Origin of the sequence: Ahrensia sp. R2A130 (assembly GCF_000179775.1) — a bacterium.
Lineage (GTDB): Bacteria > Pseudomonadota > Alphaproteobacteria > Rhizobiales > Rhizobiaceae > Pseudahrensia.
On sequence record NZ_AEEB01000017.1, the window covers coordinates 351,360 to 370,985 of the forward strand.

General features: G+C 58.7%; 19 protein-coding genes. 6 read left to right on the forward strand and 13 right to left on the reverse strand.

The genetic code is table 11. From position 1 onward, the window contains the following. The first annotated feature begins 60 nt into the window (after positions 1-60). From R2A130_RS10880 to R2A130_RS10890, 3 genes are read left to right on the forward strand one after another with little or no spacing between them, the layout of a single operon-like run. Positions 61-1,011, forward strand: a complete 951-nt coding sequence (locus tag R2A130_RS10880; RefSeq protein WP_040305640.1) for a glycine--tRNA ligase subunit alpha — start codon at positions 61-63, stop codon at positions 1,009-1,011. After that, positions 1,011-3,347 carry a glycine--tRNA ligase subunit beta gene (gene glyS / locus R2A130_RS10885; RefSeq protein ID WP_009758102.1) on the forward strand — a complete coding sequence of 779 codons (2,337 nt, stop codon included), beginning with the start codon at positions 1,011-1,013 and terminating at the stop codon, positions 3,345-3,347. The genes R2A130_RS10880 and glyS overlap by 1 nt, the downstream gene beginning before the upstream one ends. Before the next feature lie 3 nt (positions 3,348-3,350). Further along, positions 3,351-3,839, forward strand: a complete 489-nt coding sequence (locus R2A130_RS10890; RefSeq protein ID WP_009758103.1) for a YtoQ family protein — start codon at positions 3,351-3,353, stop codon at positions 3,837-3,839. Here R2A130_RS10890 and purD read toward each other — a convergent pair. After that, positions 3,836-5,110, reverse strand: a complete 1,275-nt coding sequence (gene purD, locus R2A130_RS10895) for a phosphoribosylamine--glycine ligase (RefSeq protein WP_009758104.1) — start codon at positions 5,108-5,110, stop codon at positions 3,836-3,838. The two genes, R2A130_RS10890 and purD, sit on opposite strands and share 4 nt — an antisense overlap. 142 nt (positions 5,111-5,252) lie before the next feature. On the opposite strand from purD, the gene ubiA reads away from it, so the two are divergent. Beyond that, the gene (gene ubiA / locus R2A130_RS10900; protein ID WP_009758105.1) at positions 5,253-6,215 is read left to right on the forward strand and encodes a 4-hydroxybenzoate octaprenyltransferase; all 963 of its coding nucleotides are present in this window, start codon (positions 5,253-5,255) and stop codon (positions 6,213-6,215) included. On the opposite strand, the gene R2A130_RS10905 is transcribed toward ubiA, so the two are convergent. From R2A130_RS10905 to R2A130_RS10915, 3 genes are all read right to left on the reverse strand, one after another. Further along, entirely contained in the window at positions 6,212-6,775 is a 564-nt protein-coding gene (locus R2A130_RS10905) for a DUF6101 family protein (RefSeq protein WP_009758106.1), read from the reverse strand. The two genes, ubiA and R2A130_RS10905, sit on opposite strands and share 4 nt — an antisense overlap. Positions 6,776-7,019: 244 nt before the next feature. Continuing rightward, the gene (locus R2A130_RS10910; RefSeq protein WP_040305804.1) at positions 7,020-8,444 is read right to left on the reverse strand and encodes an FAD-binding oxidoreductase; all 1,425 of its coding nucleotides are present in this window, start codon (positions 8,442-8,444) and stop codon (positions 7,020-7,022) included. After that, positions 8,434-9,411 carry an L-threonylcarbamoyladenylate synthase gene (locus R2A130_RS10915; protein WP_050786142.1) on the reverse strand — a complete coding sequence of 326 codons (978 nt, stop codon included), beginning with the start codon at positions 9,409-9,411 and terminating at the stop codon, positions 8,434-8,436. The genes R2A130_RS10910 and R2A130_RS10915 overlap by 11 nt, the downstream gene beginning before the upstream one ends. A gap of 131 nt (positions 9,412-9,542) precedes the next feature. Here R2A130_RS10915 and R2A130_RS10920 point away from each other — a divergent pair, with 131 nt between their 5' ends. Further along, entirely contained in the window at positions 9,543-11,342 is a 1,800-nt protein-coding gene (locus tag R2A130_RS10920; RefSeq protein ID WP_009758109.1) for an acyl-CoA dehydrogenase, read from the forward strand. Positions 11,343-11,375: 33 nt separating this feature from the next. Further along, a complete protein-coding gene (locus R2A130_RS10925) occupies positions 11,376-12,125 on the forward strand; it encodes a crotonase/enoyl-CoA hydratase family protein (RefSeq protein WP_009758110.1) in 750 nt (249 codons plus the stop codon). A 10-nt stretch (positions 12,126-12,135) separates the two neighbouring features. Here R2A130_RS10925 and R2A130_RS10930 read toward each other — a convergent pair whose 3' ends face one another. The 9 genes from R2A130_RS10930 to R2A130_RS17605 form a co-directional block, all read right to left on the reverse strand. Beyond that, positions 12,136-13,389: a class I SAM-dependent RNA methyltransferase gene (locus R2A130_RS10930; protein WP_009758111.1), complete on the reverse strand. Its 1,254-nt coding sequence runs from the start codon at positions 13,387-13,389 to the stop codon at positions 12,136-12,138. Then, on the reverse strand, positions 13,382-14,134 hold the full coding sequence (locus R2A130_RS10935; protein ID WP_009758112.1) for a TlyA family RNA methyltransferase: 753 nt from the start codon (positions 14,132-14,134) through the stop codon (positions 13,382-13,384). The genes R2A130_RS10930 and R2A130_RS10935 overlap by 8 nt, the downstream gene beginning before the upstream one ends. A gap of 53 nt (positions 14,135-14,187) precedes the next feature. Further along, positions 14,188-14,532, reverse strand: coding sequence for a hypothetical protein (locus R2A130_RS10940; protein ID WP_009758113.1), 345 nt, complete (start codon positions 14,530-14,532; stop codon positions 14,188-14,190). An 84-nt stretch (positions 14,533-14,616) separates the two neighbouring features. Next, the gene (locus tag R2A130_RS19010; RefSeq protein WP_009758114.1) at positions 14,617-14,751 is read right to left on the reverse strand and encodes a hypothetical protein; all 135 of its coding nucleotides are present in this window, start codon (positions 14,749-14,751) and stop codon (positions 14,617-14,619) included. After that, complete coding sequence (locus tag R2A130_RS10945) at positions 14,751-15,335, reverse strand: SCO family protein (RefSeq protein WP_009758115.1); 585 nt, start codon at positions 15,333-15,335, stop codon at positions 14,751-14,753. The genes R2A130_RS19010 and R2A130_RS10945 overlap by 1 nt, the downstream gene beginning before the upstream one ends. Positions 15,336-15,431: 96 nt before the next feature. Next, positions 15,432-17,345 (reverse strand): 1-deoxy-D-xylulose-5-phosphate synthase, encoded by a 1,914-nt coding sequence (gene dxs, locus R2A130_RS10950; RefSeq protein ID WP_009758116.1) that lies wholly within the window; start codon positions 17,343-17,345, stop codon positions 15,432-15,434. 154 nt (positions 17,346-17,499) lie between these two features. Beyond that, positions 17,500-17,745: an exodeoxyribonuclease VII small subunit gene (locus R2A130_RS10955; RefSeq protein ID WP_009758117.1), complete on the reverse strand. Its 246-nt coding sequence runs from the start codon at positions 17,743-17,745 to the stop codon at positions 17,500-17,502. Between the two features lie 29 nt (positions 17,746-17,774). Further along, positions 17,775-18,701 carry a histone deacetylase family protein gene (locus tag R2A130_RS10960; protein WP_009758118.1) on the reverse strand — a complete coding sequence of 309 codons (927 nt, stop codon included), beginning with the start codon at positions 18,699-18,701 and terminating at the stop codon, positions 17,775-17,777. A 73-nt stretch (positions 18,702-18,774) separates the two neighbouring features. Next, complete coding sequence (locus R2A130_RS17605) at positions 18,775-19,557, reverse strand: hypothetical protein (protein WP_156798478.1); 783 nt, start codon at positions 19,555-19,557, stop codon at positions 18,775-18,777. Positions 19,558-19,626 lie beyond the last annotated feature (69 nt).

The window sequence follows — 19,626 nt, forward strand, 5'->3', positions numbered from 1 at the left end:
CCTTGATTCTGCGGGCGTTGGGTGGCATCGCAACGGCACGTTCTCCAGCCGGTTGAAACAATGTCCACTCACGACCCGAAAACTTCCTTTCAGGGCCTGATCCTGACGCTCCATGACTATTGGGCGAAGCACGGCTGTGTAATTTTGCAGCCCTTCGATATGGAAGTCGGCGCTGGCACATTTCACCCGGCAACGACCCTGCGCGCGCTCGGCCCGAAGCCTTGGAAAGCAGCCTACGTGCAGCCCAGCCGTCGCCCCACCGATGGCCGCTACGGCGAAAACCCGAACCGCTTGCAGCATTACTATCAGTACCAGGTGCTGCTTAAGCCCAGCCCGCCGAACTTGCAGGAGCTTTATCTCGGCTCGCTCGCCGCCATAGGCATCGACCCGCTGCTGCACGATATTCGCTTCGTGGAAGATGACTGGGAAAGCCCGACGCTTGGCGCGTGGGGCCTCGGTTGGGAGGTCTGGTGCGATGGCATGGAAGTCTCGCAGTTCACTTATTTTCAGCAGATTTGTGGCCAGGAATGTTCCCCCGTCGCGGGAGAGCTGACATATGGCCTCGAACGTCTCGCCATGTATGTGCAGAACGTCGATGATGTTTACGACCTGAATTTCAACGGCGGGGAGGGCGAAGAGCGCGTGTCCTACGGCGAAATTTTCCAGCAGACCGAACGCGAATACAGCCGCTGGAATTTCGATGTCGCCGACACCGAAACTCTACTGCGCCATTTCGAAGATGCCGAAAAAGAGTGCCGCAACATTCTGGCCGCCGATCCCGTCGACCCGAAGAAAGGCCGCGCCATCGTGATGGCCCACCCCGCCTACGACCAGTGCATCAAAGCCAGCCACGTCTTCAACTTGCTCGACGCCCGCGGCGTGATTTCTGTCACCGAACGCCAGAACTACATCGGTCGCGTGCGCGATCTTTCCAAAGCCTGCGGCGAGGCGTTTCTCGCAACCGAAGCCGGTGGCGGAAATCCGGATGCCTCTGAAGTGGAGGCAGCGTAATGCCCGATTTTCTGCTCGAACTTCGCTCCGAAGAGATACCCGCCCGCATGCAAAGAAAAGCGGCAGGCGACTTGAAGAAGCTTGTCACCGACGCCCTAGTCGATGCTGGTCTCACCTATGAAGGCGCGCGCGAATACTGGACGCCGCGACGCTTGACGTTGGACCTTCGCGGACTGACCGCGCGGTCTGCCGACATAAAAGAAGAGCGCAAAGGCCCGCGCACCGACGCGCCGGAAAAAGCGATTGCTGGTTTTCTGCGCGGTGCCGGATTGGAATCTGTCGACCAGGCGGAAACCCGAACCGATCCGAAAAAGGGCGAGTTTCTCGTCGCGGTGATCGAAAAACCGGGGCGCGATGCCGCCGATATTATCGCCAGCGTCATGCCGGGCATCATCGAGAATTTCCCGTGGCCAAAGTCCATGCGCTGGGGCGCGAAGTCGGCACAGGCTGGCAGCCTGCGCTGGGTGCGTCCGCTGCAAAGCATCATCGCGCTGTTGGGCGTGGAAAATGACGAGACGGAAGTCGTCCCGTTCGAAGTGAGCGGTATCGCCACCGGCAAGGTCACCTACGGCCACCGTTTCCACGCGCCGGAAGAAATTACCGTGCGTCGGTTCGACGATTACGTCGCCAAGCTGGAAGCCGCCAACGTCGTGTTGGATGCCGAGCGCCGCAAGGACATCATCCGCGCCGACGCTGCCAATCTGGCCTTCGCCAAGGGGCTGGAACTGGTGGAAGACGAGGCGCTGCTGGAAGAGGTGGCGAACCTCGTGGAGTGGCCCGTCGCGCTGCTGGGCGAATTCGGCGCCGACTATCTCGATATCCCGCCGGAGGTCATCCGCCTCACGATCAAGGAAAACCAGAAGTGCTTCGTGCTGCGGAAACAGGGCGAAACCGCGCTGTCGAACACGTTTCTGCTGGTCTCCAACATCGACGCCCATGACGGCGGTACGGAGATCGCGAGCGGCAACGCCAAGGTGGTGAACGCCCGCCTGTCGGACGCGAAATTCTTCTGGGAAACCGATCTGCACACGATCGAGACCGAAGGTTTTCAGCCTTGGATAGACAAGCTGGACAATGTCACCTTCCATGCCAAGCTGGGCAGCCAGGGCGACCGCGTACGCCGCATCGCGGCACTTGCCCGCGAACTCGCCCCGCTTGTGGGGGCCGACCCCGATGATGCCGAACACGCCGCAAAAATCGCAAAGGCCGATCTCAACAGCCAGATGATCTACGAATTCCCCGAATTGCAGGGCGCGATGGGGCGAAAATATGCCGAGATCAAAGGCGAGAAACCGGAAGTCGCAGCCGCAGCTGAACTGCACTATTCGCCACTAGGACCGACGGACGATGTACCAACGGAGCCGGTGAGCGTAGCCGTGGCGCTGGCGGATAAGTTGGACACGCTGGTAGGCTTTTGGGCGATCGATGAAAAGCCGACGGGGAGTAAAGATCCGTATGCGTTGCGTAGGGCTGCGCTGGGTGTGACCCGCCTTCTCTTGGAGAATAAACTGAGCGTTAGTGTGTTTTCGTTGATACGCGAGTCGTACATCCAGCATCTCTTTCGCCGACAAGCTTGGAACGAGATTGTTCTCATTCCTCTTTGTGATCACGGTTACGCCTCCATAACTGCGTTTTTCTTCTATCGGGGTGACGAAGTTGCTCCGTGGGCAAAATTCTCTGAAATTGATTATGATCGTCGGGTTGCAGTGGTTAAGGCGAAAGAAGAAGAGGCTGATACTCGGGATTCTGCAACACTTACGAGCGGATTGCAGGATTACGAATTGAGTTATGAGTTGCCCAGTTTCGGGAGTGTTATTCCTGACCTCCTCGCCTTCTTCCACGATCGACTAAAAGTCTATCTCCGCGATTCCGGTGCGCGGCACGACCTCATTGACGCCGTCATTACGCCGGCATCGGACGACCTCCTCGCCATCACTCGCCGGGTCGAAGCCCTCGGTTCCTTCCTCGACACCGACGACGGCGCGAACCTGCTCGCAGGCACCAAACGTGCTGTGAACATTTTGGCGGCTGAGGAGAAGAAGGGCACGGGGGTTGCGGAAAGCGTCGATCCCGCCATGTTCGATACCGACCAAGAGCGAGCACTGTTCACGACGCTGGAAAGCGCCGAACATTGCGCTGCCGAAGCCGTGGAAAAACAAAACTATGAGGGCGCAATGAAGGCGCTCGCCGCCCTGCGCGCGCCGGTGGATGCCTTCCTGGACGACGTGATGGTGAATGTGGAAGACGATGCCGTCCGCGCCAACCGCCTGGCCCTAATGCGTCGCATCCGCGACGCCACCGGCACGGTTGCCGATTTCTCGAAAATTGCAGGATAAAACATGACCGACGCCCACACATCCGAACGAACTTGGAACGTCTATCTCTCCGGTGAAATCCACACGGATTGGCGCGAGGAAATTGCGGCTGGCACGAAAGCCGCCGGTCTGCCGGTGCGCTTTTCCGCTCCCGTTACGCACCATGAAGCGTCCGATGATTGCGGCGTGACGATATTGGGCGCGGAAGGCGACAAATTCTGGCACGACCGTAAGGGCGCGCAGGTCAACGCCATCCGCACCCGCACGTTGATCGAAGGGGCCGACATCGTGGTCGTGCGCTTCGGCGAAAAATACAAACAGTGGAACGCCGCTTTTGACGCGGGCATAGCATCCGCGCTCGGCAAGGCGCTGATCGTGGTGCATCAGGATGAGCACCAGCACCCGCTGAAAGAGGTCGATGCAGCAGCTTTGGCCGTCGCAAAAACCAGCGGTCAGGTGGTGGATATCCTGCGCTACGTCATCTGTGGTGAGTTGGCGGGTTACACCGACTAGCTCTTTTCCCGCTCCACCGCGCGCGCTCCGATATCGGTGCGCCAGAAGCCTTCGGGCCAGTTCACCTCTTCCACCGCGTAGTAGGCCAATTGTTGCGCTTCGGTGGCGGTGGGGGCTTTTGATGTGACGGCGAGCACACGCCCGCCAATCGCATGAATGCGCTCGTCGCGGGCTTCGGTGCCCGCGTGGAAAACCTCGATCTGGTCGTCGTACAACGCGTCCAGCGCGGTAATGCGGGTGCCTTTTTCGTAGGCACCAGGATAGCCCTTGGCGGCCATGACAATGGTGAGTGCGAAGTCATCGGACCATTCGGCGCTCTGACCCGCTAGATCGCCATTGGCGCAAGACAGTAGCAGCGGCACGAGATCGGATTCCAACCGGACCATCAGAACCTGACACTCAGGATCGCCGAACCGGACATTGTATTCGATGAGTTGCGGACCATCGGCGCTAAGCATCAAACCGGCGTACAGAACGCCGGAAAACGGTGTGCCAGCTTCTGCCATGCCGTCCAGCGTAGGCTGCACGATGCGCTGCATCACCTCGGCTTCGAGTTCCGGCGTTAAAACGGGCGCGGGGGAATAGGCTCCCATGCCGCCGGTGTTCGGACCGGTGTCGCCATCATAGGCGCGCTTGTGGTCTTGCGCGGTGCCGAAGGGCAGGGCATTTTTGCCGTCGCAAAGGAAGAATGCGGAGGCCTCTTCGCCTTCCAGATATGCCTCGATCACAACTTCCGCACCCGCTGAGCCGAATGACCCGTCGAAGCAATCATCCACCGCTGCATGGGCTTCTTCCACAGTCATCGCGACGGTGACACCCTTGCCAGCCGCCAAGCCATCCGCCTTCACCACGATGGGCGCACCCACCATGGTGATGTATTCGCGGGCCTTTGCGGCGTCGGTGAAGTGGCCTGAGGCGGCGGTGGGAATGGCCTTTCGCTCGCACAGTGCTTTGGTGAATTGCTTGGAGCCTTCCAACTGCGCTGCGGCCGCTGATGGACCGAATGTTGCAAATCCAGCTTCGCGTAAATCGTCTGCAAGACCTGCCACCAACGGCGCTTCAGGCCCGATGACCACCAAGCCGATCTCGTTTGCGCGACAGAACTCCACCACCGCTCCGTGGTCGGCCACATCCAAATCGGGATGTTCCCCATATGGGCGTGTGCCGCCATTGCCGGGTGCGATGAACAGCCGGTCGAGCAGGGGGGAATGATGAATTTTCCAAGCGAGCGCATGTTCGCGGCCGCCGGAACCGATGAGCAAGATATTCATGCAGTAGCGCTCAGTGTGCGTGATAGTCATGCAGCAGCATCTAGCACGAGCGGTGGCACTTCCACGCATGGACGCGGCGGTTGGTAGCGGTTATCCCCAATCACGATCTAAAAAAGCGGGCTGCCAGCCCGACGGAATATTTATGTCCACCAACTCCACCACCGCAGGCCGCGTTGCCGATGCGCCGAGCAACAGCTGGGTTTATCGTCTCCTGCCTGTCGGCCTGTGGCCCTATGCCCAACTTGCGCGGTGGGACAGACCGATTGGTTGGAAACTGCTGCTTTGGCCGTGCATGTGGTCGCTCGCACTGGCGTGGAGCGTTGCGGGTGAAACAATAGAACCGACTCTTCTGGCACAAATTGCGCTGTTTTGGGCGGGCGCCGTCGCTATGCGCGGCGCGGGCTGCACCTATAACGATGTTGTCGATGTGGATATTGACGCGAAGGTCGCCCGCACCGCATCGCGGCCTATTCCTTCGGGGCGCGTGTCGAAAATGCAGGCGACTGTTTTTCTTGTAGCGCAAGCGCTGGCCGGACTGTTGGTGTTGCTCGGCCTGTGCGCGCTGTCGGAGCCGTTCAACGGTTACGCCTTCATTCTTGCGTGTTCATCGCTGGGTGTGGTCGCGTTTTACCCATTTGCAAAACGCCTGACGGACTGGCCGCAATTCGTGCTCGGCCTGTCGTTTTCTTGGGGGGCGCTGATGGGTTGGGCGGTGGTGTTCGGCGAATTGTCCGCTCCGCCGGTGCTGCTCTATATCGGATCGATCCTCTGGGTCATCGGCTACGATACGATCTATGCCCATCAGGATCGAGAGGATGATGCCATTGTTGGCGTGCGATCTACGGCACGGCTTTTCGGCGACCGCACGGTGCAGGCTCTCCTCATTCTGTATGGCGGCACATTGATCCTGTTCGCAGCCGCCTATTTTGAGGCTGGTGTAGGTGCAGCGGGCTATATCGGGCTGCTGGTCGGCGGCATGCACATGATCTGGCAGATCACATCGCTGGATATCGAAGACGGCGAAAAATGCCTGCGGCTCTTCCGTTCGAACAATTTCTTCGGTTGGGCGGTTTTCGCTGGCCTGATAGCGAACTGGTTGATCTAGTTTCTAGCGATCAGCTCTTCGCCGGAAATACGAACCACGGGGCCAAGCATGCCCGGCTTACGACGGCGCAGGAAATGCGGGCGGTGGGCGATGTTCGATACGCGACGACGGCGCGGTTTCGGCGTGCGTGATACGAGACCGGCAGCGTCTTTTACCACTTCGACAGCACCGGTGTGGTCGATACTCAACATCGGCAAAGCGAGACGTTTCGCCCAGCTGTGCCAGTCACTTGCCGCATCTTCCAGCGTATCAGCCACGCAAAGCGGCACGCAAAGCGCAGGGTCGGTGTGGAGCAGTTCCAGCGTCACCGTCATGGAGCCATCGGTGTTTTCGAAGGCGCGTGCAGCTACGCCTTGAAAGGCACGGTTCGGCAGAGCCATTGTTAGTGGAAGGTTGCCACCGACCATGGTTTTGACCGTGGTTCCGGATGCAGCGACCATGTAGCTGGCGCGGCGTGCATCGTTGCGCTGTACGGTCTGGGGGAGCGCGAAAGGATCGACGCGGAGCGGTTGGTCCGCCCATTCTGGCTTTACTGCCATGTTGTTTGTTTTGGTCATCATCGGCCCCGTCGCTATCGTCTGTTCTGAACTTCAAGAGCCGCTGATCTGACGCCGCGATCTCTCATTTAGTTTCCCGCAGGCTCGTTGTTCGGCTCTGCGTTGAATGGACCATAGGGGCGGGGGTGCCCGTTTCCACTTAAGGGACGAGGTTAAGCAAATCCCACCGTGCGGCAGGGTTGACGAAAGCTTGTGGGGTGCAAGATCGAGGTAAGGTTGCGCGGGTGTTAAGCGCCGCGCTGCGTCTTCAGACTTCGATTACCTTGCCCGGGTTCATTATGTTAACCGGGTCGAGCGCCCGTTTGACGGCGCGCATCATGTCCAGCGCGACGGGGTCTTTAAGCCGGGCCAGCTTGTCGCGCTTCATTTGCCCGATGCCGTGCTCGGCAGAGATGGACCCGCCCAGTTGGCCGAGAATTTCATAGACGGCCTCGTTCACCGCATGTTCCAGCGCGTAGTGATCTGAAGCCTCCCAACCCACGGGCTGCGAAATATTGTAATGCAGGTTGCCATCGCCCAGATGACCGAAATTCACGATGCGGGAACCAGGTGCGATACGTTCGACCGCTGCGTTGGCTAACTTGATGAACTTCGGTACCTCACGAATAGGCACGGAGATATCGTGCTTGATCGACGCGCCTTCGGGTTTCTGCGCCCAGCTCATGTCTTCGCGCAATTTCCAGAATGCGTTTTGCTGTTCGCCGGACTCAGCAATTACTGCGTCGCTTATGGTGCCGTCTTCGAAGGCTTCGGTGAGAATGGTCTCCATCGTCTCGCGCGCATCTTCTGCGGAACGAGGCGAGGAGATTTCCAGCAACACATACCAAGCCGGACGGCTTTCCAGCGGCTCCCGTGCACCATCGGTGTGGCGGGTGGTGAACTCCATCGCCACGCGGGCCATGAACTCGAAGGCAGTGACGCCATTGGCCGCTTTGGCCTTTGCCAGTGATAGCAGTTTCAATTTGTCTTCAGGCGAGCCGAGACCTGCAATCGCAACCTCGCGCCCTGCCGGTTTAGGGAACAGTTTCAGCACCGCTTTGGTGACGATGCCCAACGTGCCTTCCGCGCCGATGATGAGGTTTTTCAGGTCGTAACCGGTGTTGTCTTTGCGGAGTTTCGACAGCCCGTCCCACACGCGCCCGTCCGGCAACACAACTTCCAACCCCATGACCAGCTCGCGCGTGTTGCCATAGGCGATGACCCCCGTACCGCCCGCATTGGCGCTGATGTTGCCTCCGATTTGACAGGTGCCTTGCGAGCCGAGCGAGAGAGGAAAGAAGCGGTCTGCTTTGTCGGCAGCGTTCTGGATGTTTTCCAGAATGGCACCTGCTTCGACGGTCATGGTGTTGGTCTCGGTATCGACTTCGATGATCTTGTTCATCCGCCCCAGCGAAACCATCACCTCTTCGCCCGTGCCGCCTTGCAGCGGAACGCCAGCGCCGACGAGGCCAGTGTTGCCGCCTTGTGGAATGATCGCAGTGCCTGTCTCCGAGGCGAGTTTCAGTATCGCGGATACTTCCCCGACGCTGCCAGGGCGAAGCGCCATCGCTGCGGTCCCATCAAAACGGTTCCGCATCTCGGTCGTGTAGGGCGCCATGTCCTCGGCGCGGTGGAAGGCGTAGCGTTGGCCAACAATTTCTGTGAAACGTTTGCGCAGGGTGTCATCCATGATCTTCACCTGATTGGTTGCTGCTTGACTGGGACCCATGGGCGGCACGGCGCAGGCGGTCGTTTATGGCAGCCCCGATCCCATTTTCAGGTACGGGCTGAACCGCGATACCTGCAACGCCTGCACTATCCAGCGTCTTCATCATGGCGAACAGATTGCGGGCGGCTTCCGCGACATCACCGGTAGGGCTTAGGTTGAGCGACGGGCCTGCACTGTGAAGCGGCGCTGGTCCAAAGGCCAATTGTCCTTCGCCTTCATCTACTTCATGAGCGTTCATACGAAGCGGCACGTCCGGTGCGTAATGCGCCAGCAATTGGCCGGGGGCTTCGATCTTTCCGCTTTTTTCAGGCTCGGCCAACGGTGCGATTTCGGTAAGCTGATCTGCCGTTATCCCGCCGGTACGCAGTATGTTGATCTTGCCGTTGGTGCATTTGACGATGGTCGATTCGACACCCACAGCGCAGGTTCCTCCATCAAGAACGAGATCGACCCGGTCTTCTAAATCATCGGCAACATGCTGGGCTGTTGTAGGGCTGATGCGGCCTGATGAATTGGCGCTGGGCGCAGCAATTCCGGTACCCAGTGAGCTGGCAAGCTCTGCCAGCACGCCGATGGGCTGGCGAAGTGCAACCGTTCCCAATCCTGCTGTAACGCTTGGTGCAAGGGCAGCATCACCACGCAAGGGCAACACTAGCGTGAGCGGCCCGGGCCAGAATTCTTCTGCAAGCCTGCGAGACAGTGGATCGAAAACCGCAAGCTCTTCCGCCATCTTCAAACTATCAACATGAACGATCAGCGGGTTGAAATCAGGCCGACCTTTGGCAGCGTAAATTTTTGCCACCGCCGTCGCGTTGCAAGCGTCTGCCGCCAAACCATAAACCGTCTCCGTTGGCACGCCCAACAAGCCGCCCTCGCGCAAAATGCGGGCTGCTTGTTCGAAGCCATCGCCGGTGGTCATGATGTTCGTCATGGCTTTGACGTAGCGGCTTGCGGGGCGGTGCAGCAAGCCCCTTATCTTGTCGGCGTCGCTTGCGAAAAACTTTGACGTTAACGTCAATTCGTGGCACCGGTTGATCGGAAGAATTGAGGAGCCTGCCCGCCATGTATCGCGCCCCTGTCGACGAGATCGTTCACACACTTAAAAACGTAACCGGTTTGGGTAGCCAGATCGAAGCCGGTGAGGCTGGCGATCTTTCTGAAGACCTTCTTGCTGCAATTGTGGAAGAAGGTGCACGGTTTGCTGGTGACGAGATTGCCCCGCTTTCGCGTGCCGGTGACGAGCAAGGCGCGCATGTAAAAGATGGCGTCGTCAGCCTGCCGGATGGTTGGGCTGACTTGTACCGCAACTGGGCGGAAGGTGGCTGGAACGCCCTGTCCGGACCAGAAGGTTTTGGCGGTCAAGGCCTGCCGATGAGCCTGCAAATCGCGGCTTTCGAAATGTGGAATTCCGGATCGTTGGCCTTTGCCATCGGTCCGACGCTGACCATCGGTGCAATCGAAGCCATCGACGCCCACGCCAGCGATGAGTTGAAAGCGATCTATCTGGAAAAACTAGTTTCCGGCGAGTGGACCGGCACGATGAACCTGACCGAGCCGCAGGCCGGTTCCGACCTCAACGCCCTAAAATCCCGCGCTGAACCCGTTGGTGATGGCAGTTATCGTGTGTTTGGACAAAAGATCTACATCACATATGGTGAGCATGAAATGACGGACAACATCGTCCATCTCGTCCTAGCGCGCCTGCCGGATGCACCCGCTGGGCAGCGCGGCGTTTCGCTATTTCTCGTGCCTAAGGTGCTTGAAGACGGCACCCGTAATGACGTCTATTGCCACTCCGTCGAGCACAAGCTCGGCATCCATGCGTCGCCCACATGCACGATGCTCTATGGTGATGGGAAGTTTGGCGACGAGCCGGGTGCTATCGGCTGGCTCATCGGCGAAGAAAACCGTGGTCTCGCCTGCATGTTCACGATGATGAACAACGCCCGCATCATGGTCGCTATTCAGGGCACCGCAGTTGCGGAAGCTGCCACGCAAAAAGCGCTCGCCTATGCGCAAGAGCGGCGGCAAGGCAAGGCGGAAGGCTTTGATGGCGAAGGCATGGCTCCGATCATCCATCACCCCGATGTGCAGCGGAACATTGCCACCATGCGCGCGCTCACCAACGCGTCCCGCACCATCGCTTACAATTGCGCACACGCTATCGCCCGTGCCGACGAGTTGAACCACGCGTCGGCCCGAAATGGCGGTGAACCGACGCCAGAAATGCCGTTCTGGCAGAACCGCGCAGCGTTGCTGACGCCCGTCGCCAAGGCCTTCGCTACAGATATCGGCTGCGAAGTCGCGAGCATCGGTGTGCAGGTGCATGGGGGCATGGGGTTCGTGGAAGAAACCGGCGCGGCGCAACTGCTCCGCGATGCCCGTATCGCGCCTATCTATGAAGGTACGAACGGCATTCAGGCCATAGATTTGGTGACGCGCAAATTGCCGCTAGATGGTGGTGAGCATGTTCGTGGCTATATCGGTGAATTGCGCGACATGATCGAAGAGGTTCGCGGCTCTAACCGTGCCGACCTCAATGGTGTGGCCGATGCGCTGTCGGAAGGGCTGGATGATCTGTTGGCCGCGACTGAGTGGTTGCTGGATCGCATGGCTGCTGGTGAAAAATCTTCAGCGCTGTCAGGTGCAACACCTTACCTTCGCCTGTTTGCGCTGGCGTCCGGCTCGACCTATCTCGCTGCATCTGCAGTTCGTTCTGAAGACGCGGATATTGCTGAACGGGCGGCAATTGCCCGCTTTGCCGCGCTTGATATTCTCACCACCACATCCAGCTTGCGGCGGTCCATCGAAGGCGGCAGCGCTGCTCTTTTGGCTGCCGGTCAATTCCTGAAATCCGCCTGATCTGCCCAAACGCCCGCACAGAAAGACCCAACCATGCCCGATATCGAAATTGGCCGCGAAGGCCGCGTTCAAACCATCCGCTTCAATCGCCCGGAAAAGAAAAACGCCATCACCCGCGCCATGTACCGCGAGATGGCGGACGCGCTTAATGAGGCTAACGACGATGACGATGTTGCCGCGACACTTATCATGGGCACGGCTGGTATCTTCACATCGGGTAACGATTTGGCCGACTTCATGGCGGTCGCTGCCGGCGGCGAACAGGCGAACGACGTACACGATTATTTGCAGGCGATGGCCAACGCCAAAAAGCCGTTCATCGCGGCGGTCGACGGTCTTGCTGTAGGCGTAGGCACCACGACACTGATGCATTGCGACCTCGTTTACGCGTCACCGCAGGCATGGTTTCAGACCCCATTCCTCGACCTTGGTCTCGTTCCGGAAGCTGGTTCTAGCCTCATCGCATCGCGTATTATGGGCCATCAGATGGCTTATGAACTGTTGGTGTTGGGCGAACGCTGGACTGCCGAACGTGCCGAGCGGGCCGGGCTCATCAATACAATCGTGGACGCGGGCAAGTTGGAGGCGCATGCGATGGAACAGGCGCAGCGCCTTGCAGCAAAACCTCCTCAGGCTTTGGCACTGTCGCACGGTTTGATGCGAAATGGCCCCGAAGAAATCGTCGAACGCATTCGCCACGAAGGCCAAATGTTTGCAGATCGTCTGAAATCCGATGAAGCCCGCGCGGCTTTCATGGCGTTCATGAACCGCAAACGCGCTTAGCTGCTGCGGCCTAGCGGAAGATCGAGCGTTTCTTGGGCGCACCCAATTTTTCCAGAAGCGCAACACTTTCGATGTGTGGTGAGAACACGAATTGGTCCACCGGCGTGATGGAAGCGATGCTCCATCCCGCTTTTACCAGCACGGCGACATCCCGCGCCTGCGTCACAGGATTGCAGGAAATGTAAGCGATGCGGCGGATGTCGGTGCGTGCAATTTCAGCAATTTGTTCGGCAGCGCCTGCGCGTGGCGGATCAAGACAAACGCCGTCGTAAGCCTCCAATTCCTTCGGCATGAGCGGCAGCTCGATCAAATCCCGAATTTCCGATGTCACCGCTTTGCCACCATCGCGTTGGGCGTAGTGTAGGGCCTTAACGGCTGCAACATCCGACTCCACAGCGTGCACCTTGGAGTTCGCTGACAGCGGAAATGTGAAAGTGCCGAGGCCGGAAAACAGATCTGCGACCCGTTTGCTTTTCTTCAAATGTCTACTCGCAAGATCCAGCATTGCGTCTTCAGCGGATTTCACGGCTTGCAGAAACGCGCCCGTTGGAAGCTCCACAGTCGCGCCTTGAAAGCTGATGATCGGGTGTTCACGCGCTGCGGCCACCTCGCCATCAACGCTAATGCGCAGGAATGGTGAGCGGGCAAATGCGCGAACCATCGCGGCCATCGTGTCTTCATTGGCTTCACCTGAGGTTTCGATGCCGACATCTATGCCGTTATCGGCGGCTGTCATGTGAGCCCGCGCCTCGGCATTGCCCTGCAACACGGTGGCCAGAACACTTTGCAACGGCCCTAAAGCAGCTCCCAGTTCTGGCACCAAGATAGGGCATGACTGGATCGGCACGCGGTCGGTGCTTCCTTGTTCGCTGTAGCCCAGCTTGATGGCGCCACCTTCGCGCCATGCCGTCATTGTAACGCGACGGCGGCTGTTAGGGGCGTTGCCGATGGTCTCTGCGACTTCGACTTTTAAGCCTGCCTTGGCGAAAGCGCGCTCTACTTCACTGCGTTTCCATGCCCGCTGCGCCGTCAGCGACATATGTTGAAACGTGCAACCGCCGCAGCGTTCGAAATGCGGGCAGATTGGATCGATCCGGTCTGGCGAAGGTTCGAGAACCGCATCCAGATCGAGATGCGGCGCTTCGCCCGAAGCCTCAACCCGTTCGCCTGGAATGGTGCGGGGAATATAGGCGGGGTGGCCCCGCGCATCTTTAGCGATGCCGTGACCAAGCGTGCCGAGCGCGTCGATGGTGAAGTCAGTCATCGCGAACCCCGCAAAGTAGATATTCCTGATTGCCGTCTCCGCCGCGAATGGCGGAAGGCAGAAGATGGGTGGCCCGCCAACCGGCGAGGCCGTTCAGCCAATCGCGCATGGTGTCGAGCATCGGTGGCACCAACGCTTCATCCCTTACAAGACCGCCCTTGCCGATACCATCACGACCGACCTCGAATTGCGGCTTTACCAGCAATATGCATCGGGCAGCGGGCGCTGCGAGAAGCAGGGCAGGTTCAGCGGCAATTCGCAGCGATACAAAGCTCATATCGCTCACGATGAAATCCGGCACGCAAGGCAAATGCGTTGCGTTCAAATCGCGCGCGTTGAAGTGCTCCAGCACAGTGGTGCGTTTGTCTTGGCGTATCTCATCGGCCAATTGTCCGTGCCCCACATCAAGCGCAATTACGTGGCTTGCACCGCGCTCCAACAGCACCTGCGTGAACCCACCGGTGGATGCGCCAAGATCGAGCGCTTCAGATTGGCTCACGTTCCAGCCTGTGTCATCAAGCGCGCCGACCAGTTTCAAAGCTGCGCGTGAGACATAGTTCGATGCCGCGTCATCGACTTCGATTGTGCTGTCTGGTGCGAGGCTTTGGCCCGGTTTGGTGATTGGGGTTCCGGCAATCATAACGCAGCCGCGCTTTATCATATCGGCTGCGCGCGAACGGCTGGGCGCCATGCCTCGCTCCACCAGCAATTGGTCAGCGCGTAATTTAGTTGGGCTTTGCGACATGAGCCGGTGTTGTCAGCCCGTCGCCGTCTTTGCAAGCGTTAGGCAGGGTACGCCTAACTGTCGGGGCCGTTGGCAATCATCGCATCGACCGCCTGCATGATCGAGCGCATGTCGGAATCGTTGGGCAGTTGCGCTGCAACAGGCTCCGCGCCGATTTTATAGCCAGGGTCAGATGGCAGTTCTCTGCGCTCAGCCACTTCTGGTACGGAAGCGATGGGCCGCCAGCGGTCGATCAATTCCACGGTCAGGCGAACGTTGGTGTCTGCCGGTGCGATGGTGCCACGAATGGTGCCCATTTTTTCCTTTACCCGTTCAGCCGCCATTTCCTGCACGCTGGACGCGATAGCGACCGACGGCATGGTAATGGAGGCGGCGAGAAAGAGCAGGTGCAAGCGCATGATATGACCAACGATTCGAACATTCGATTCAAACTCTATCTATCTCGAGTTGACCGCCGGTGCGTAAAGTATGTGAATTTTTGGTTAAAAGCAGGCCATCACAAGGCCCGCCATATAGGCCAATGCCACGCTTTCACCGAAGCCTATCCACAGTGCTGCAGCACCACCGGACAACAGCGCGAGCGCTGTAACGACGGCCAAGGTTGCGGTGCGGCTCACTACGAGTCTGCCAGCCGCTTCATCTTGGCAATAGCGACTTCAGCGCTCTCGCCATAGGCAATCGTGCTCTGCAACGTGTTGTCGGATGTCATCAGGAAGGTCGTTGCGGTGTGGTTCATCGTGTAGTCGTCGCCGTCCTCATCCACGCGTTGCGCGAATACTCGATAGGCCTGCATCATCTCAGCCATCTGCGCCTGCGTGCCGGTGATGCCTTTGATGCGCTTGTCGAAGGCGGAAATGTAGTCTGCCAGAACCTGTTGCGTGTCGCGCTCGGGGTCGACGGTGACGAAGTACATATCCACTTTATCGCCGTCTTCGCCCAAGGCTGCATACCACTGCGAGGCTTCATAAAGCGTGGTGGGGCAAACGTCCGGGCAATGGGTGAAGCCGAAGAAGATGGCGTAAGGGCGGCCTTCGATCTTGTCTTCATTCGCAACGGTGCCGTCCGTGAACACGCCTTCGAACGGCCCGCCGACAGCAGCTACATTATCGCCTTCGCGAAGCGTGGTCTGCACTGTTTGAAAAGCGAGATAAGCGCCGAGAACGAAGATCACGGACCACAGGGCGAGACGGAAGACTTTCACGGACAGGCTCCAAAATTGATGCAGGCTTTCGCGATGTGTCTATCCGATCAGAAGCGGAAATGCAGTGCGACCATCCGCCGAACCGCGAAAACGTGATCAGGCTCTAAGCGCTGCGTCCTGTTCCGTTCCCAATGCCGCGAATACGGTTTTGACGATACCGGCCTGGTCCAATCCCGCCACTTCGATCATCCGTGCAGGGCTCATCTGATCCAGATAAACGTCCGGCATGGTCATGGTGCGAATTTTCAAACCGTTGTCGAGAAGACCGGAACCGGCAAGATGATGCAGCACCATCGCGCCGAAACCACCGACAGAACCTTCTTCCACCGTGATGAGAACTTCGTGGTTGCGTGCGAGACGCTCAATCAAATCCGTGTCCAGCGGCTTGGCGAAACGAGCGTCAGCTACGGTTGTGGACAGGCCGTATTCCTCAAGCTCCTCAGCAGCCGCCATGCAGTCGGCGTGCCGTGAACCGAAAGACAGCAGCGCAATCTTCGTGCCTTCCTTGGTGATACGGCCCTTGCCGATTTCCAGCACAGAGCCGCGCTCCGGCAGGTCGACACCGACGCCTTCACCGCGTGGATAGCGGAACGACAGGGGGCCATCGTCATAGGCAACGGCTGTTGCCACCATGTGCTTTAATTCTGCCTCGTCGGCTGCGGCCATGACGGTGAAGCCTGGCAGACAGGCGAGATAAGCGATGTCGAAGGAGCCAGCATGGGTTGCGCCGTCAGCGCCAACGAAGCCTGCGCGGTCGATGGGAAAGCGAACCGGCAGGTTCTGGATCGACACGTCATGGACAACCTGGTCGTACCCGCGCTGCAAGAAAGTGGAATAGATCGCGCAGAACGGTTTATAGCCCTCGCTCGCCATACCGGCGGCAAATGTCACAGCGTGCTGTTCGGCGATGCCGACGTCGTAGGTACGTTCCGGAAACGCTTCGCCAAAGATGTCGATGCCCGTTCCACCGGGCATGGCAGCTGAAATGCCGACGATCTTGGGATCGTTCTCCGCTTCCTGCACAAGGCTTTGGCCGAAGACTTTCGTGTAGGATGGCGCGTTGGGAATGCTCTTGGACTGTTCGCCCGTCACCACATTGAACTTGGCTACGGCGTGCAATTTATCGCCCGCAGCTTCAGCAGGTCCGTAGCCTTTGCCTTTTTCAGTGATGACGTGGACCAGGATCGGCCCACTTTTGGCATCGCGAACATTGCGTAACACGGGCAACAGGACCGAAAGATCGTGACCGTCTATGGGGCCGACATAATAGAAGCCGAGTTCCTCGAACATCGTGCCCTGTTCGTTGAACACGTTGCGGGTGTATTCTTCGGCCTTGCGGGCCTTGTCGGCGATAAATTTCGGCAGCTTTTCATTCAGTTGCTTCGCGGTTTCACGCAGCGAGCGGTAGGTTTTGCCGGAAACAAGACGGGCCAGATAATGGCTCATTGCGCCCGTTGGTGGGGCGATGGACATGTCATTATCGTTCAAAATCACGATCTGTCGCGCATCGATACCACCGGCGTTGTTCATGGCTTCATAGGCCATGCCAGCTGTGATCGAGCCATCCCCGATCACAGAGACTACGTTGCGGTGAACGCCCGCCAGTTTCGAGGCCTCTGCCATGCCGAGACCAGCGGAAATCGAGGTGGATGAGTGCGCCGCGCCAAATGGGTCGTATTCGGACTCAGCGCGTTTCGTGAAGCCCGACAGTCCGGTTTCGGTGCGAAGTGTGCGAATACGGTCGCGGCGACCTGTGAGAATTTTATGCGGATAACACTGGTGGCCTACGTCCCAGATGATGCGGTCGTGGGGCGTGTCGAACACGCTGTGCAGCGCAACGGAAAGTTCCACCACGCCAAGACCGGCACCTAGATGCCCACCGGTAACAGATACCGCGTCCACCATCTCGCTACGAAGCTCATCAGCCAGTTGCGGCAGTTGTTCGTCGGACAATTTCCGTAGATCAGCGGGTATATGGACCTGGTCGAGAAGTGGCGTTTCGGGTCGCATTGCGGTTGGCTCCTATGGCCCGCGCGGTGCGGTCGCGCGGCTGGTCGCTCAAGTTTACAGTGCGACTGTCAAATAGTTTAGACACTCACGCTGCCTTGGCAAGTGTAAGGTGGGGATGACCTGTGCCAATACTGCGAGGCATGGCGTCGCGGTGTCAGTCGCCCAGCGGTTCGCTGCCCTTGGCCGTGCCGTCGGCACCTACGCGAATTTTCTCGACCTTGTTTTCGGCCGCTTGCAGCAGCGAGGCGCAATGCTTCTTCAGCACCTCGCCTTCTTCATACTTCGCAATAGAGGCTTCCAGCGGAACATCACCGCGTTCGAGGTCGGTGACGATGCGTTCCAGCTGTTCCAATGCCTGCTCGAAGGAGAGCTTCGATACGTCCTGTTTTTTATCACTCATCGCGGTCGTTCCCCAGATCGAATTTCGTTCTAGCCGTTCATCAGGCGCTTCACATGGGCAGCGCAGGATTCGGCCAATCCCTGTAGGTCATACCCGCCTTCCAGCAGTGCGACCACCCGGTTGCTGCAGTGCCGTTCTGCCGATGACATCAGCTCAGCCGTCACCCAATCGAAGTCGTGGGCCGACAGGTTCACGTTGGCCAGCGGGTCGCGGGCGTGGGCGTCGAAGCCTGCAGAAATAATGATGAGATCGGGCGCAAATGCGTTCAACGCAGGCAAGACACGGCTTCGAAAAGCATCGCGGAAATCTTCGGTGCCAGCACCGGGCTGAAGCGGCGCATTGCAGATGTTGCCGACACCTTCTTCGCCCTTTGCACCGGTGCCGGGGAAAAGCGGCATCTGGTGGGTGGAGGCGTAGAATACGCTCTTGTCACGCTCGAAAATATCTTGCGTGCCGTTGCCGTGGTGGACATCAAAATCGACGATGGCAACGCGTTCTGCACCGTGGTGCAATTGTGCGTGGCGGGCCATTACAGCGGCAGTGTTGATGAAGCAGAAGCCCATGGCGGTAACTTGTTCCGCATGGTGGCCGGGCGGTCGCGCTGCGAGAAAAGCGTTGTCGGCTTTGCCACTCATCACCGCTTCGACCGCGGCCAATCCACCGCCAACTGCGTGACGCACACACTCCCAGCTCTTCGGGCTCATCACGGTATCAGGGTCGATGCGGGCGATTCCCTCGTCGGGAATTTGCGCCCGCAAGCCTTCGACATATGAAGCAGAATGGGCGGTTTCGAACACGGCCTCGTCTGCCATCGTGGTTTCGAACCGTACCAGATCACGAAAATCTTCATGGCCCAGCGCATCTGCAACAACACGAATGCGGTCGGGGCGTTCCGGATGACCGGCGGGTGTTTTATGCTCGGCGAAAATATCGTGGGTATAAAGATGTGTTGTCATAATGCGCTCCCTGAACGCGGACTGTGGCAGGCTTGGCGCACACCGCAAGCGCGGCGTCGATGCTTCACAGGTTTCAGTTGTTCGGCAACCCACGGTGGATAGCGTAAACGGAGCCGTTCTCTAGCCCGACGGTCAGCACAACATCGTCGCCATTGCGCGTCACGCCGATGGCTTTGTCGATGGGCGAGGGCAGGGAAACGGAGGCGATGATATCGACCTCTGGGTTCTTACGGCTCGAGAGTTTGACGAGTTGCAGGCTGCGTCTATCGGCGGATGGCAGGGCGAGATCGGAAACACCGTCATCATCGAAGTCTTCGATGGCGGAGAGGCGCAACTCGGGCGAGCCGTATTGGTGGTTTGAGAAACCGAAGGCTTCCGCGACTTTCGTCAACGTGCCTTTCGACCATCGCCAGAACTCTAATGTTCCGCCGATATGCGGCGTGCGAACGACGGCAATGGAGGCCGAACCCGATCCGTCGAAATCCTCGATACCAGCGATGTTCATCCAACGGTTAGCCCGTCCGATGGCGGGTGTTTTTGCTGCAAGCGACAGCTTACCGTCGGCAAACTCATACACCGCAACAGCAGCGCCAGTGCTTGCTTCGGAAAGCAGGGTGACGACGTGAGCTTTGCCAAAACCATCCAGATCAACGGCGCGTGGCCATCGGTCTTCGAAGACGAGATTTTCCGGCAGAACCAACTTGTTGATCGGCTCTCCCGTTTCCGCGTCGATCGCCACGAGGCTTCCACCTTCGATATCGTCACCTAAGACCGCGTGGGCGTATCTGCGTGTCGGGTCTGAATAGATGAAGCGGTTTGGTGCATCGGCGCTTTGTAGCGGCGAGACATTGCTCATCGGCATCGCAAGCGGGTGGCCTTCGAATGGCGATTCGCCGCTCGTCGCAGACGCGCAACTGCTTGGATT

Excerpts from the sequence above, each read along its gene's own strand:
- R2A130_RS10920 (WP_009758109.1), top strand. The coding sequence starts at position 9,543 with ATGTATCGCGCCCCTGTCGACGAGATCGTTCACACACTTAAAAACGTA.
- glyS (WP_009758102.1), top strand. The coding sequence starts at position 1,011 with ATGCCCGATTTTCTGCTCGAACTTCGCTCCGAAGAGATACCCGCCCGC.
- R2A130_RS10960 (WP_009758118.1), bottom strand. The coding sequence starts at position 18,701 with ATGACAACACATCTTTATACCCACGATATTTTCGCCGAGCATAAAACA.
- R2A130_RS10890 (WP_009758103.1), top strand. The coding sequence starts at position 3,351 with ATGACCGACGCCCACACATCCGAACGAACTTGGAACGTCTATCTCTCC.
- ubiA (WP_009758105.1), top strand. The coding sequence starts at position 5,253 with ATGTCCACCAACTCCACCACCGCAGGCCGCGTTGCCGATGCGCCGAGC.
- R2A130_RS17605 (WP_156798478.1), bottom strand. The coding sequence starts at position 19,557 with ATGAGCAATGTCTCGCCGCTACAAAGCGCCGATGCACCAAACCGCTTC.
- R2A130_RS10915 (WP_050786142.1), bottom strand. The coding sequence starts at position 9,411 with ATGACGAACATCATGACCACCGGCGATGGCTTCGAACAAGCAGCCCGC.
- dxs (WP_009758116.1), bottom strand. The coding sequence starts at position 17,345 with ATGCGACCCGAAACGCCACTTCTCGACCAGGTCCATATACCCGCTGAT.
- R2A130_RS10925 (WP_009758110.1), top strand. The coding sequence starts at position 11,376 with ATGCCCGATATCGAAATTGGCCGCGAAGGCCGCGTTCAAACCATCCGC.
- R2A130_RS10935 (WP_009758112.1), bottom strand. The coding sequence starts at position 14,134 with ATGTCGCAAAGCCCAACTAAATTACGCGCTGACCAATTGCTGGTGGAG.
- R2A130_RS10880 (WP_040305640.1), top strand. The coding sequence starts at position 61 with ATGTCCACTCACGACCCGAAAACTTCCTTTCAGGGCCTGATCCTGACG.
- purD (WP_009758104.1), bottom strand. The coding sequence starts at position 5,110 with ATGAATATCTTGCTCATCGGTTCCGGCGGCCGCGAACATGCGCTCGCT.
- R2A130_RS10940 (WP_009758113.1), bottom strand. The coding sequence starts at position 14,532 with ATGCGCTTGCACCTGCTCTTTCTCGCCGCCTCCATTACCATGCCGTCG.
- R2A130_RS10905 (WP_009758106.1), bottom strand. The coding sequence starts at position 6,775 with ATGATGACCAAAACAAACAACATGGCAGTAAAGCCAGAATGGGCGGAC.
- R2A130_RS10955 (WP_009758117.1), bottom strand. The coding sequence starts at position 17,745 with ATGAGTGATAAAAAACAGGACGTATCGAAGCTCTCCTTCGAGCAGGCA.
- R2A130_RS10930 (WP_009758111.1), bottom strand. The coding sequence starts at position 13,389 with ATGACTGACTTCACCATCGACGCGCTCGGCACGCTTGGTCACGGCATC.